Source organism: Chelatococcus sp. XZ-Ab1 (genome assembly GCF_029309855.1).
Lineage (GTDB): Bacteria > Pseudomonadota > Alphaproteobacteria > Rhizobiales > Beijerinckiaceae > Chelatococcus_A > Chelatococcus_A sambhunathii.
Genome location: NZ_JARKII010000003.1, coordinates 82,246 through 95,552 on the forward strand (window position 1 = coordinate 82,246; position 13,307 = coordinate 95,552).

Here is a 13,307-nt window from a genome sequence, read left to right on the forward strand (position 1 = left end):
CGCGACAGCCGGCCGCGCCGGCACCCCCCCCCCCGTTGATTTCCGCCGCGGCCCGATGCTTGCTTGGTGCCGGGCGCGGCCTCCCGGCCGCCCCTCCAGCCGCTGCCTCCGGAGCCCTTCGCCATGACGAGCCCCTATCCCCGCGACATGATCGGCTACGGACGCCACGCGCCCGATCCCCTCTGGCCGAACGGGGCGGCGATCGCGGTGCAGTTCGTCCTCAACTACGAGGAGGGCGGCGAGAACAACATCCTGCACGGCGACGCCGCCTCGGAGGCCTTCCTGTCCGAGATCGTCGGCGCCCAGCCCTGGCCGGGGCAGCGCCACATGAACATGGAGTCGATCTACGAATACGGCTCCCGCGCCGGCTTCTGGCGCCTGTGGCGCATGTTCACCCGCCGCGGCCTGCCGGTGACGGTTTATGGCGTCGCCACCGCGCTCGCCCGCAACCCGGAGGCCGTCGCTGCCATGCAGGAGGCGGATTGGGAGATCGCCAGCCACGGCCTCAAGTGGATCGAATACAAGGATTTTTCCAAGGAGGAGGAGCGCGCTCACCTTCTGCAGGCGCTCGAGCTGCACGAAGAGGTGACGGGCGCGCGCCCGCTCGGCTGGTACACCGGCCGCTGCTCGGCCTTCACCACCGACCTCGTCATGGAGGAGGGCGGCTTCCTCTATTCCTCCGATTCCTACGCCGACGACCTGCCCTATTGGGTCGAGGGGCCGCACGGGCCGCACCTCGTCATCCCCTACACGCTCGATGCCAACGACATGCGCTTTGCCGCCGTGCAGGGCTTCAATTCCGGCGACCAGTTCTTCGCCTATCTCAAGGACAGCTTCGACACCCTCTATGCCGAGGGCCTCGAAGGCGCGCCGAAGATGCTCAACATCGGCCTGCACTGCCGCCTCGTCGGCCGGCCGGGCCGCGCCGCCGCGCTCGCCCGCTTCCTCGACTATGTCGCCGCGCATCCGTGCGTGTGGGTGCCGCGCCGCATCGACATCGCCCGCCACTGGTACGTTCACCACCGCCCGGCCGGCCTCGTGCCGAGCCGCCTCTCCGCCCCGCGCTTCATCGCCCTCTACGGCGACGTCTTCGAACATTCCCCCTGGATCGCCGAGGAGACGCACCGGCGCGGCCTCACCGCCGCCCAGGACAGCGCCGAGGGCCTGCACGCGGCCATGTGCACCGTCCTGGCGCATGCCCCGCGTGAGAAAAAGCTCGCCCTCATCAAGGCCCACCCGGACCTCGCCGGCCGCCTGAAAACCGCCGAGCTCGCCCCCGATTCCCGCCGCGAACAGGCCGGCGCCGGCCTCGACCGCCTGACGGCCGAGGAGAAGACGACCTTCCTCGCCCTCAACGACGCCTACAAGGCCCGCTTCGGCTTCCCCTTCATCATGGCCGTGAAGGGCAGGACCAAGGAGGAGATCCTGGAGGCTTTTCAGGCGCGGCTCGCGAACACGCCGGAAGCGGAGTTCTCGACGGCGATGGCGGAGATCGAGCGGATCGCGTTGTTGAGGCTGAGGGAGAGGGTGGGGTGAATATTCGAATATGCCGGCATGGCGCCTATAAAAGGCGGAAGCATCCATCGAACCGGAGCGCCCTTGGATTTCTGATTCAGTTTGAGGCGGCTTACCTTCCTCCGTTCGCAGATCGCGGGCTCTTGCGCTTTGGCTGCCGTTACACGCCTGCCTCCGATAGCCGGCGCTACTCCCCGTCCGAAGCCGCCGCATTTGTTCCGAATATCTTCCAGAAAGATTACGGAACAAATTGACACGTCGCCACACCGACGGCATCATCCGCATGCCGTTTTGAAAGGACTGCGGAATGACAAATGTTTTCGGAAAGCCGGGAAAGATTGCAAGCCGTCGTAAGCTTTTTGAGTTGGGCCAGCGCGCGCTTGAGCAAGCGGGCTGGCGCATCGAGCGTATCCAAGGAATCGGCAAGTCCAGCGTTCGCAGAATCGTGAGGGGAGCCGAACGGCACACCGTTTCCATTCGCACGACGCAGGACACGTGGATTGCCTTTCCGCGGAACGAGGACGACAGCGGATGGGTCACGCTGGACGACGTCGACTACGTCGCGGCTGTCACCGTCGATGACAAGGACAACCCGAAGCGTGGCCTGGTCTACATGGTGGACGGCGACGAAATGCGAGAGCGTTTCGATCGTGCTTACCGTGCAAGACTGGATGCGGGGCACAGCATCCCCATCGGGCGCGGCGTTTGGGTTTCAATGTTCCTTCCCGAAGACCCAGAGACACCGTCATCGATCGGTGGCGGCATCGCTCTCGGCAAGCAACCTCTTCTTACCGCGAAGCTGGATGGCGCGGACGACGGAGCGGCAGCCGAACTCGTAGTTCAAGCGCCCATGCCGCACCAGGAGGCGCCCTTGACCATCGCGGAGGCGAAGCGGCGTTTGGCACAATCGCTTGGAGTCGATCCTGAGAAAGTCAAGATTGTGATTGAAGCGTAAGATGCGGCAATAAGCCAGCAACGGCCTGTTTTTCACCAGTATTCACAAACTCAATGGAAGCAATTTGGGACTTTGGAGGGTGGATTATTGCTATCTCGATTCTGATGATACTTGTAATATATTTGTATTGCTGTGGATTTTTGCTAGCGTCTCGCAGGACTTCTTAGCTATATGAGGCGGTTCACTTCAAATAAGAGTTTGAAAGAATGCTTAGTGACTTTAGATATACTGTATACCGAGTTCCTGGAGTTTTTATCCATTCAACGTGAATTCAGGAGGATCAGAACAGGTGACGGCTGACAAATCGTAGGGGAGAGGCGCCGGACAGCTCGCAGCGGCCATACGCCAAAAAACCGCACTGGCGTTGGATGCCCTTTACCTTGGCCGAGCCATCAAACGAACTCCGTGAGCCCTTCACCGGGGTCCGCGCTGACGCGAGGGCGCAACGTAGGGGAGCGATGGTGCCCAGGAGAGGACTCGAACCTCCACGGCTTTCACCACTGGTACCTGAAACCAGCGCGTCTACCAATTCCGCCACCTGGGCCCATGTCAGGGCAGGCGTCTGTCTAAGCATGCGCCCCGGGCTTGTCAACGGCGCTTTTGCGCGGGCGCCCGCCGGCGCGGTGGACAATCGGCCGCAGCGGGGCGGGGGGTGCGGGCGCGCGGCCGCAGGGATCCACTGCGAGGCGCTGGCCGTTGCTTGAAAAGCGGCCGATCGGGCCCATAATCCCAAGGACGACAGGAGCATGACGGCCATGAACGTGACGCCACGCGGTGCCTTGCCTCCCGGCGGCGCGTCGCCGGGCGCGAGCGCGCATTCCGGCGCGGCTGCCGGCACCACCGCCGGTACGGTGGCGGAAGGGTCGCGCCCGCTCGTCGAGCTCAACGAGCGCTCGCGCGAAATCTTCCGCCAGATCGTCGAGAGCTATCTCGCCACGGGCGAGCCGGTGGGCTCGCGCAATCTCTCGCGCATGCTGCCGCTGCAGCTCTCGCCCGCCTCGATCCGCAACGTGATGGCCGATCTCGAGCAGACCGGCCTCATCTACGCGCCCCACACCAGCGCCGGGCGCCTGCCGACGGAGCTCGGCCTGCGCTTCTTCGTCGATGCACTGCTCGAGATCGGCGACCTCACGGCGGCCGACCGGGCCAATATCGAGAGCCAGGTGCGCGCCGGCACCGGCAGCGCCTCGCTCGACGGCGTGCTCGCCCAGGCGACGACGCTCTTGTCCGGCCTGTCGCGCGGGGCCGGCGTCGTCGTCACCACCAAGCAGAACCTGCGCCTCAAGCACATCGAGTTCGTGCGGCTCGACCCCGGCCGCGCCCTCGTCGTGCTCGTGGCCGAGGACGGCTCGGTGGAGAACCGCCTGCTCGACCTGCCGCAGGGCCTGCCCGCCTCGGCGCTGACCGAGGCGACGAACTTCCTCAACGCCTGCATCCGCGGCCGCACCCTGAGCGAGGTGCGCGAGGAGATCGCCCGCCGGCGCGAGGAGATCGCCCGCGAGCTCGACGCACTGACGGCACGGCTCGTCGAGGCCGGCGTCGCCATGAGCGTCGGCCCGGCCGAGGAGCGTCAGCTCATCGTGCGCGGCCAGGCGAACCTGCTCGAAGACCTCCGGGCCGCCGAGGACCTCGAGCGCATCCGCCTGCTCTTCGCCGACCTCGAGACCCAGAAGGACGTGATCGACCTCCTCTCCCGCGCCGAGGAGGGCGAGGGCGTGCGCATCTACATCGGCTCGGAGAACAAGCTGTTCTCCATGTCCGGCTCGTCGATGATCGCCGCCCCCTTCCGCGACGGCACCCAGCACATCGTCGGCGTCGTCGGCGTCATCGGCCCGACGCGGCTCAACTATGCCCGCATCGTGCCGATGGTGGACTATACGGCGCGCGTGGTGTCGCGGCTGCTGGAGGGGCGGTAGGCGCCCCCCTCACGGGAACAGCATCATCGTCGCCTCGGCTCCGGACACCTCGTCGAGGGCGATGAGCTCTGCCGCCGGCAGCGTCGCGAAACGCATGGCGACGACCTCCTCCGGCCAGGCGGCGGCGGTCGCCGGCCGCCCGATGAAGAGGAGGCCGCCATGGTGCGGTCAGCCGTTGCGGAAGGTGTAACTGTAGCCGTTGATCGCCGGCACGCCGCCGAGATGCGCGTAGAGCACCTTCGACCCGGCCGGAAAGAAGCCGCGCGCGACGAGGTCGATCATGCCCTGCATGGATTTTCCCTCGTAGACCGGGTCGGTCATCATGCCCTCGAGGCGCGCCGAGAGGCGAATGGCGGCGAGCGTCTCTTTCGAGGGCACGCCATAGGCCGGATAGGCGTAGTCCTCCTTCAGCACGATGTCTTCCTCGGTGATGTCCTTGCCGCCGACGAGGGCTGAGGTCTTCTGGGCGATATCGAGCACCTGGGCGCGCGTCTTTTCCGGCGTGCCCGAGCCGTCGATGCCGATGACACGGCGCTGGCGCTCGTCCTTGGCGAAGCCCACCACCATGCCGGCGTGGGTGGAGCCGGTGACGGTGCACACCACGATGAAGTCGAAGGAGAAGCCGAGCGCCGCCTCCTGCGCCCTCACCTCCTCGGCGAAGCCCACATAGCCGAGGCCGCCGTATTTGTGCACGGAGGCGCCGGCCGGGATGGGATAGGGCTTGCCGCCCCGGGCGCGGACGTCTTCGAGCGCCCGCTCCCAGCTCTCGCGGATGCCGATGTCGAAGCCCTCATCGACGAGTTCGACCTCCGCCCCCATGACGCGCGAGAGAAGGATATTGCCGACCCGGTCGTAGACCGCATCGTCGTGCGGCACCCAGCTCTCCTGCACGAGGCGACACTTCATGCCGATCTTGGCTGCCGTCGCCGCCACCATGCGCGTGTGGTTGGACTGCACGCCGCCGATGGAGACGAGCGTGTCGGCACCGCTCCTGATCGCGTCCGGCACGATATATTCGAGCTTGCGCAGCTTGTTGCCGCCGAAGGCGAGGCCCGAGTTGCAGTCCTCGCGCTTGGCATAGAGCTCCACCTTGCCGCCGAGGTGTTTGCTGAGACGCTCCAGCTTCTCGATCGGCGTCGGGCCGAAGGTAAGCGGATAGCGGTCGAATTTTTCGAGCATGGCGCGGTCTTCCCCTTGGAAATGGATTGGGAAAGCCTAGCAACAGTAGCTATGAAAGGTCCTTCCGAAGTAAGCGTCATTTGTGATTTGCTGTTTCGGTTGATCCGCCCAGTGTCTCCCGAATGCTTCATTAACAGGCCATTCAATGAAAGAATCCGTCACACACGAACTCGACCGCACCGACCTGCGCATCCTCAGGCTGCTGCAGGCCGACGGGCGCATGGGCAATGCCGAGATCGCCAAGCGCGTCAACACCAGCACGGCGACCTGCCACCGGCGCATCCAGCGCCTCCTCGCCGAGGGCTATGTGTCGGGCGTGCGGGCGCTCGTGGCGCCCGGGCGGGTCGAACGCGGCACACTCGTCTTCGTCGGCGTGGTGCTGGACCGTTCGACGCCCGAGAGCTTCGCCGCCTTCGAGGAGGCGGTGCGCGCCATGCCGGTGGTGCTCGACTGTCACGTCGTCGCCGGCGACTTCGACTATTTCCTGAAGATCCGCGTGCGCGACATGGTCGATTTCAACCGCCTGCACGGGGAAAAGCTCATCGCCCTGCCCGGTGTGCGCCAGACGCGGACCTTCTTCGTCCTCAAGGAGGTGGTCGACAACGCACCACTCGCCTTCTGAAGCGCCGCCCCGCGCGAGGGACTTTGCCGGCCCCTTAGCGGCGCACCTCTTGGCGGATGGCCCGCACGCTGCTATTCCCGCGGCTTGACGATCACGGCCGCGCTCCCGCCCCCGCCTGCGCAGGAAGGCCATCACAGCCGCGGGGACAGGCGGGCGAGCGAAACGACGTTCCGACATGACAACGAAGCCCATCGAGACCATCCGCAACTTCTCCATCGTCGCGCATATCGACCATGGCAAGTCGACGCTCGCCGACAGGCTCATCCAGAAGACGGGCGCGCTGTCCGACCGCGAGATGCAGGAGCAGGTGCTCGATTCCATGGATATCGAGCGCGAGCGCGGCATCACCATCAAGGCGCAGACCGTGCGCCTCGAATATCCGGCCAAGGACGGCAAGACCTACGTCCTCAACCTGATGGACACGCCCGGGCACGTCGACTTCGCCTACGAGGTCTCGCGCTCGCTCGCGGCCTGCGAGGGCTCGCTGCTGGTCGTCGACGCCTCCCAGGGCGTCGAGGCGCAGACGCTCGCCAACGTCTACCAGGCGCTCGACGCTAACCACGAGATCGTGCCCGTCCTCAACAAGATCGATCTGCCGGCCGCCGAGCCCGACCGCGTCAAGGAGCAGATCGAGGAGGTAATCGGCCTCGACGCCTCCGACGCCGTGCCGATCTCGGCCAAGACCGGCCTCGGCATCGAGGACGTGCTGGAGGCCATCGTCACCCGCCTGCCGCCGCCCAGGGGCGACGCGGAGGCGCCACTGAAGGCGATGCTCGTCGACAGCTGGTACGATGCCTATCTCGGCGTCGTCGTCCTCGTGCGCATCATCGACGGGACGCTGAGGAAGGGCACGACCATCCGCATGATGCGCACCGGCGCGACCTATCCGGTGGACCGCGTCGGCGTCTTCCGGCCCAAGATGACCAATGTGGACTCGCTCGGCCCCGGCGAGGTCGGCTTCCTCACCGCCTCGATCAAGGAGGTGGCGGACACCGCCGTCGGCGACACCATCACCGACGACAAGAAGCCCTGCGCCGAGCCACTGCCCGGGTTCAAGCCCGTGCAGCCCGTCGTCTTCTGCGGCCTCTTCCCGGTCGATGCCGCAGATTTCGAGGACCTGCGCGCGGCCATGGGCAAGCTCAGACTGAACGACGCCAGCTTCTCCTACGAGATGGAGACCTCGGCGGCGCTCGGCTTCGGCTTCCGCTGCGGCTTCCTCGGTCTTCTCCACCTCGAGATCATCCAGGAGCGGCTGGAGCGCGAGTTCAACCTCGACCTCATCTCCACCGCCCCCTCGGTGGTCTACCGCCTCAAGATGAGCGACGGCAGCGAGCGCGAATTGCACAATCCGGCCGACATGCCGGAGGTGATGAAGGTCGCCGAGATCGCCGAGCCGTGGATCCGCGCCACCATCATGACGCCGGACGACTATCTCGGCGCCATCCTCAAGCTGTGCCAGGACCGGCGGGGCGAGCAGGTGGACCTCAACTACGTCGGCAAGCGCGCCATGGTCGTCTACGACCTGCCGCTCAACGAGGTGGTGTTCGACTTCTACGACCGGCTGAAGTCGATCTCGAAGGGCTATGCCTCCTTCGACTACCAGATCACCGACTATCGCCCCGGCGACCTCGTCAAGATGTCGATCCTCGTCAACGGCGAGCCGGTCGATGCGCTCTCCATGCTCGTGCACCGCACCCGCGCCGAGATGCGCGGCCGCGCCATGTGCGAGAAGCTGAAGGACCTCATCCCACAGCACCTCTTCCAGATCCCGATCCAGGCCGCGATCGGCGCCAAGATCATCGCCCGTGAGACCATCCGCGCCCTGCGCAAGGACGTGACGGCGAAGTGCTATGGCGGCGACGTCTCGCGCAAGCGCAAGCTCCTCGAGAAGCAGAAGGAGGGCAAGAAGCGCATGCGCCAGTTCGGCAAGGTGGAGATCCCGCAGGAAGCCTTCATCGCCGCGCTGAAGATGGACAGTTGAGGCGTCCGGCCTCAGCCCCGCCGCCTTTCGTCGCGGCGGATTCCACTTCCCTCAAAAATGCTCTAAGGAAGCCGCGACCCTTCCGGCGGCCGGCAACGTCGGATCAGCACTCGTGGAGACAACCATGGCGGCGCAAGCGCTCGATCCCCTCTCCAAGCTCGTCACGGTCTTCGGCGGCTCGGGCTTCCTCGGCCGCCACGTGGTGCGGGCCCTCGCCCGCCGCGGCTATCGCATCCGCGTCGCCGTGCGCCGGCCCGATCTTGCCGGGCACCTGCAGCCCCTCGGTCGCGTCGGCCAGATCCACGCCGTCCAGGCCAACCTGCGCTTCAAGAACTCGGTCGAGGCCGCCGTGCAGGGGGCCGATGCCGTTATCAACCTCGTCGGCATCATGCAAGAGACCGGGCGCCAGCGCTTCGACGCCGTGCAGGCCTTCGGCGCGCGCGCCGTCGCCCAGGCGACGGCCGGTGCCGGCGCTTCGCTCGTGCACGTTTCCGCGCTGGGGGCGGACCCCAAGTCCGCCTCGCTCTACGCCCGCACGAAGGCGGCAGGCGAGGAGGCGGTCTTCACCACGGTCCCCGAGGCGATCGTCTTCCGTCCCTCCGTCGTCTTCGGCCCGGAGGACGCCTTCTTCAACCGCTTCGCGGCGCTTGCCCGCATGCTGCCCGTCATCCCGCTCGTCGGCGCCGACACGCGTTTCCAGCCGGTCTTCGCCGGTGACGTCGCCGAGGCCATCGCCCGCGCCGTCGACGGCACAGTGGCCGACGGGCGCGTCTACGAGCTCGGCGGTCCGCAGGTGCGGAGCCTGCGCGAGATCCTCGACTACATCCTCAAGGTCACGGGCCGAAGCCGGCTGGTGCTGCCGCTGTCCTTCGGACTCGGCCGGGCCCAGGCGGCGGTGCTCGAGACGCTCGACAAGCTCACCTTCGGCCTCATGCCCGACGAATTTGTGTTGACCCGCGACCAGGTGACGCTGCTGAGGACCGACAACGTGGTGTCCGATGTCGCCATCGCCGAAGGTCGCACGCTCGAGGGCCTCGGCATCCAGCCGGAAGCCGTCGAGGCCATCGTGCCGACCTATCTCTGGCGCTTCCGCGAACGCGGCCAGTTCGAGCAGACGCACCTCGCCTGATCAGCCGCCCCGCACCGTGGCAGTCGCCATCGCCCGCGCCTCGCGGGCGGCCAGCTTCTTGTGCACGTGCACCATGTAGGCCACGCCGAAGAGCGGCGTCATCAGGTTGATGACGGGAATGGCGACGAAACCGGCGATGACGAGGCCGGCGAGCAGCACCGTGCCGCGGTTGCGGTGGCGCATGGCCGCAGCCTCGGGCATCGGCTGAAAACGTCCGGCGGCGAGCTCGAAATATTCCCGGCCCAGCAGATAGGCGTTCGCTCCGAAGAAGGCGATGAGATTGACGCCCGGCACGAAGAGCAGCACCAGCGCGATGGCATTGACCATCAGCGACAGGCCGGCAAAGCGCAGCCCGTAGAGGATGGACCGGCCGAAGGAGAGTGGCCGGCCCGGCGGATCTGCCGGATAGTGGGCCCCTTCCACCATCTCCGCCGCGTCGTCGAGGAAATAGCCGGCGACGAGCGCGGAGATCGGCGGGACGAGGAAGGCGAGCGCGATGAAGATGCCGATGCCGGCGAAGATGAGCGCGAAACTGTCGATCAGTGGATAGTCCACCAGCAGCGCATAGCGGTCCATCAGCATCGCGACGCCGCGCGTCAGCGCCAGCCAGACGAGCACGATCAGCGCCAGCGTCAGGGCCAGCGCGCGCCACAGGATGCGGCGGAACGGCGGCGAGACGATCTGCCGCCACGCCTTCAGGATGGCATCGGGATACATGGCTCTCCCAGGAAAGGATCGGGGGCTTATGCCCCCAGCCCCGTCTCGCGCATGGAATAGATGGCCCCGTCCATCACCTTGCCGTAGGTCATCGCCTTGGCACGGAAGGCGGTGAATGAGGCATAGACCTCGCCCGCGAGCGGCGAGGTCTTGGAGAGATCCGACAGGACCGCCTCGGACTGGCGGCCGAGCGCCTTGACGATATCGTCGTTGAAGGCACGCACTTCCACCCCCTTCTCAAGAAGCGGCTGATAGCTCTCGATATTGTGGAAGGTGAAATCGGCAAGCGTCTCGTAAGAGATGGCCTGCGCCGCGCGGCGCACGATCTCCCGCAGGTCGTCGGGCAGCGCCTCGTAGGCTTGTCTGTTGACCAGCATCTCGAGCGCCGGGCCGAACTCGTGGAAGGCCGGCAGGTAGTAGTACTTGGCCACCCGGTAGAGGCCGAAGGCGAGGTCGTTCCACGGGCCGACCCACTCCGCGGCATCGATGGTGCCGGCCTGCATGGCCTGGAAGATCTCGCCCGGCGGCGTCAGCAGCGTGTTGACGCCGAGCCGGCGCAGCACCTCCGCCCCGAGCCCGGCGATGCGCATCTTGAGGCCCTTGAGGTCGTCGAGGCTGTTGATCTCCTTGCGGAACCAGCCGCCAGCCTGGGCGCCGGAGGAGCCCGTGTAGAAGGGCAGCACGCCGAAGGGCTCGTAGGCCTTCTCCCACAGGGCCTGGCCGCCGCCGAAGGCGATCCAGCCCGCGTGCTCGTTGGCCGACAGCCCGAAGGGCACGCCGGTGAAGAAATGGAAGGCCGGGCTCTTGCCCTGCCAGTAATAGGGTGTGGCATGGCCGCATTCGACGGCGCCGGAGGAGACCGCGTCGAAGACCTCGAAGGGCGGCACCAGTTCGCCTGCGGCGAAGAGCTGCACCTTGAGCCGCCCGCCGGACATGGCCGTGATCATGTCGGCCAGGCGCTGGGCATTGACGCCGACGCCGGGCGTGTTCTTCGGCCAGGAGGTCGCCATGCGCCAGGAAACGGCGCCCTGGGCCCGCGCCACATGCGGGGCGGCGAGCCCCACCGCGCCCGCCGCCAGCGCCCCGATGACGCCGCGGCGCGCCACTGTCGATCGTCCTGCCTCGTATTCCCTGGTCATGGCGTTCCTCATCCCCATGCGGCCTGCGCCGCGATCGGTCGCGGACTTTAGAGCATGATCGAAGCCGGGTGAAACCGGCTTTTGCGGCTGGGCCGCAAGCGGCCTGCACACACGCCTCGCCCTTTCGTGAAGGGAACAATCGATCTTTTCCCCGCGTTTCGAGGCTGGTGCCTCATTTCGACCACAGGCAGCGCAAGAATTTCGGCGGACAGACGAATCGGGCTGACGATGGCTAAGTCCACTTCGAATCAGAGAATAAATTCGATCGATTTCTGGCGCGGAATCGTGCTTGTTTCGATCTTTATCAACCACGTTCCTGGCAACGTGTTTGAATACATGACCCACAAGAACATCGGACTTTCCGATGCAGCCGAAGCATTCGTCTTCCTGTCCGGCGTTTCTGTGGCGCTCGCCTATGGCCGACGCTTTCTCAGCGGCGAACCGGGTACGCCGACCCGCGCCCTGGGGCGCCGCGCGCTCACCATCTACGGCGTCCAGGTGGCGCTGTCGCTCATCGCCGTCGCCCTCTTCGTCACCGCCGCCATCGTATTCGACGACGAAGGGCTTCTGGCAGAGCACGGACGCGACATCGTGGTGACGGATCCCGTCCGGGCGCTGCTCGCCATCGTCGGGCTCAGCCACCAGCTCGGCTATTTCAACATCCTGCCGCTCTACATCGTGCTCCTGCTCGCGACCCCCGCGATCCTGGCGCTCGCTCGCATCAACAGCTTCCTGATGCTGATCGTGTCGGCGCTCGTCTATGTCGGCGCCCGCACGGCTGGCCTCAACCTGCCGACGTGGCCGGTCGAGGGCGAGTGGTTCTTCAACCCCTTCGCCTGGCAGTTCCTGTTCTGCATCGGCCTGTTCATCGGCCTTCACCTGCGCGACGTGATGGTGACGCGCGACAATCTGCTGTTCGCCGTCTGCCTGGTCATTCTTGCCGCCTCGTTCTTCGTGGTGACCAACGGCTTCCATCTCGTGCCCGGCCTGTGGGACGGGTTGCGCGAAACGCTCGACATCAGCAAGACCAACCTCGGTCTTGCGCGGCTGCTGCATTTCCTCGCGCTTGCCTATGTCATCAGCCATCTCGGCCTGTCGAAGCTCCTCGCGCGCACGCCGGTCCACGCTCCGCTCTGCCTCATCGGCCGCCATAGCCTGCCGGTCTTTGCTGCCGGCTCGCTCCTGAGCGCGCTCGGCCAGATCATCCAGCACGTGCGCCCGCCAGCATTCCTCGACGAAGCGGCCCTCGTGGGCATCGGCATCGTCCTGCACTATCTGGTGGCACGCGCCTTCGCGGAGCGCACAGCCCGCCGGGCCCAGCCCCGTCAGGCCTGAGGCGTGCCTGCCGGCGGGTGCAGTTCGACCGGCCGGTCCTCGCCCCACAGGAAGCGCTTGTAGTCGAAGCCGGTCTCGATGGTCGGCTTCACAATGGCAAAATAGGGCGAGATGTCGAAGTCCCGCGGCGTGTAGAGCGAGTGATGGCGGATGTGGAGCACCTCTGCCCGCCCGTAGGCCGACTTGACCCGCCGGTCATCGTCCCAGTGCTTGACGCGCGGCAGGATCGGATAGCGCACGCTCTGGAAAGCCTGGGCGATCAGCGTCGAGCAGATCGTGCGCGTCGGCTCGCCAGAACCGAGCGCCAGCATACGGCGGCGCAGGCGCACCGGCACCGGCGGCGTTGGCAGGAGGTAGCGTGCGAGGTCGACGATGTTGCGCACGTCGTAGCCGTATCCGATGCGCTCGACCATGAAGCGGATGACCGCCTCCCGGTCTGCCGGCGTCAGCGCGACCGGCCGGCACAGGCGCACGTGCATGTCACGGTACTTGGTGAGCGGGGCTGTCGTCACGCCGGCCTCAGCGGTAGCCTCCACGAGCACATGCGGCTCGCCGTCCGCCTCGCGGACGCCGAGCCTGTCGCCGACGCACAGCGCGGCGTGCGACCATGTGGACTGTGTCAGGTACTTGATGGCAACAGCGATGCGCGTGTTGCCCTCGACAAGGAGCACGTCGCCCGGCTGGATGACTCGCGACAGGGCATCGAGATCCGGCGGGAAGGCCGGCGCATAGCCCTTTATGGGCCGCGTCAGGAAGCCGACGAGCCCGCGGCCGATGCCGGCAAGAATGCTCGAGACCATGGCCCTCTCCTCCCCGCGC

At 66.4% G+C, this 13,307-nt stretch carries 11 protein-coding genes and 1 tRNA gene; 7 read left to right on the forward strand and 5 right to left on the reverse strand.

The window, feature by feature from the left end:
- Positions 1-123: 123 nt before the first annotated feature.
- Positions 124-1,536 carry an allantoinase PuuE gene (puuE, locus tag P2T65_RS06285; protein ID WP_276199424.1) on the forward strand — a complete coding sequence of 471 codons (1,413 nt, stop codon included), beginning with the start codon at positions 124-126 and terminating at the stop codon, positions 1,534-1,536.
- Between the two features lie 286 nt (positions 1,537-1,822).
- Complete coding sequence (locus P2T65_RS06290; RefSeq protein ID WP_055460788.1) at positions 1,823-2,470, forward strand: hypothetical protein; 648 nt, start codon at positions 1,823-1,825, stop codon at positions 2,468-2,470.
- A gap of 459 nt (positions 2,471-2,929) precedes the next feature.
- On the opposite strand, the gene P2T65_RS06295 is transcribed toward P2T65_RS06290, so the two are convergent.
- A tRNA-Leu gene (locus tag P2T65_RS06295) sits at positions 2,930-3,014 on the reverse strand.
- Between the two features lie 202 nt (positions 3,015-3,216).
- On the opposite strand from P2T65_RS06295, the gene hrcA reads away from it, so the two are divergent.
- Complete coding sequence (gene hrcA, locus P2T65_RS06300; protein ID WP_245280532.1) at positions 3,217-4,386, forward strand: heat-inducible transcriptional repressor HrcA; 1,170 nt, start codon at positions 3,217-3,219, stop codon at positions 4,384-4,386.
- A 168-nt stretch (positions 4,387-4,554) separates the two neighbouring features.
- On the opposite strand, the gene P2T65_RS06305 is transcribed toward hrcA, so the two are convergent.
- Entirely contained in the window at positions 4,555-5,565 is a 1,011-nt protein-coding gene (locus P2T65_RS06305; RefSeq protein WP_276199425.1) for a 1-aminocyclopropane-1-carboxylate deaminase, read from the reverse strand.
- 145 nt (positions 5,566-5,710) lie between these two features.
- Here P2T65_RS06305 and P2T65_RS06310 point away from each other — a divergent pair, with 145 nt between their 5' ends.
- The 3 genes from P2T65_RS06310 to P2T65_RS06320 all read left to right on the forward strand — a co-directional run bounded on the left by P2T65_RS06310 (position 5,711) and on the right by P2T65_RS06320 (position 9,297).
- On the forward strand, positions 5,711-6,187 hold the full coding sequence (locus P2T65_RS06310; RefSeq protein WP_276199426.1) for an Lrp/AsnC ligand binding domain-containing protein: 477 nt from the start codon (positions 5,711-5,713) through the stop codon (positions 6,185-6,187).
- Positions 6,188-6,362: 175 nt separating this feature from the next.
- A complete protein-coding gene (gene lepA, locus P2T65_RS06315; protein ID WP_276199427.1) occupies positions 6,363-8,168 on the forward strand; it encodes a translation elongation factor 4 in 1,806 nt (601 codons plus the stop codon).
- A gap of 124 nt (positions 8,169-8,292) precedes the next feature.
- Positions 8,293-9,297 (forward strand): complex I NDUFA9 subunit family protein, encoded by a 1,005-nt coding sequence (locus P2T65_RS06320; protein WP_055459397.1) that lies wholly within the window; start codon positions 8,293-8,295, stop codon positions 9,295-9,297.
- Here the strand turns inward: P2T65_RS06320 and P2T65_RS06325 are convergent, their stop codons facing one another.
- Positions 9,298-10,014: a sulfate transporter family protein gene (locus P2T65_RS06325; protein ID WP_276199428.1), complete on the reverse strand. Its 717-nt coding sequence runs from the start codon at positions 10,012-10,014 to the stop codon at positions 9,298-9,300.
- 26 nt (positions 10,015-10,040) lie between these two features.
- Complete coding sequence (locus tag P2T65_RS06330) at positions 10,041-11,153, reverse strand: TRAP transporter substrate-binding protein (RefSeq protein WP_055459399.1); 1,113 nt, start codon at positions 11,151-11,153, stop codon at positions 10,041-10,043.
- 228 nt (positions 11,154-11,381) lie between these two features.
- Here P2T65_RS06330 and P2T65_RS06335 point away from each other — a divergent pair, with 228 nt between their 5' ends.
- Positions 11,382-12,488: an OpgC domain-containing protein gene (locus tag P2T65_RS06335; protein ID WP_072249489.1), complete on the forward strand. Its 1,107-nt coding sequence runs from the start codon at positions 11,382-11,384 to the stop codon at positions 12,486-12,488.
- Here the strand turns inward: P2T65_RS06335 and P2T65_RS06340 are convergent.
- Positions 12,479-13,288 (reverse strand): YiiX/YebB-like N1pC/P60 family cysteine hydrolase, encoded by an 810-nt coding sequence (locus P2T65_RS06340; protein ID WP_055459400.1) that lies wholly within the window; start codon positions 13,286-13,288, stop codon positions 12,479-12,481. The genes P2T65_RS06335 and P2T65_RS06340 overlap by 10 nt on opposite strands.
- Positions 13,289-13,307 lie beyond the last annotated feature (19 nt).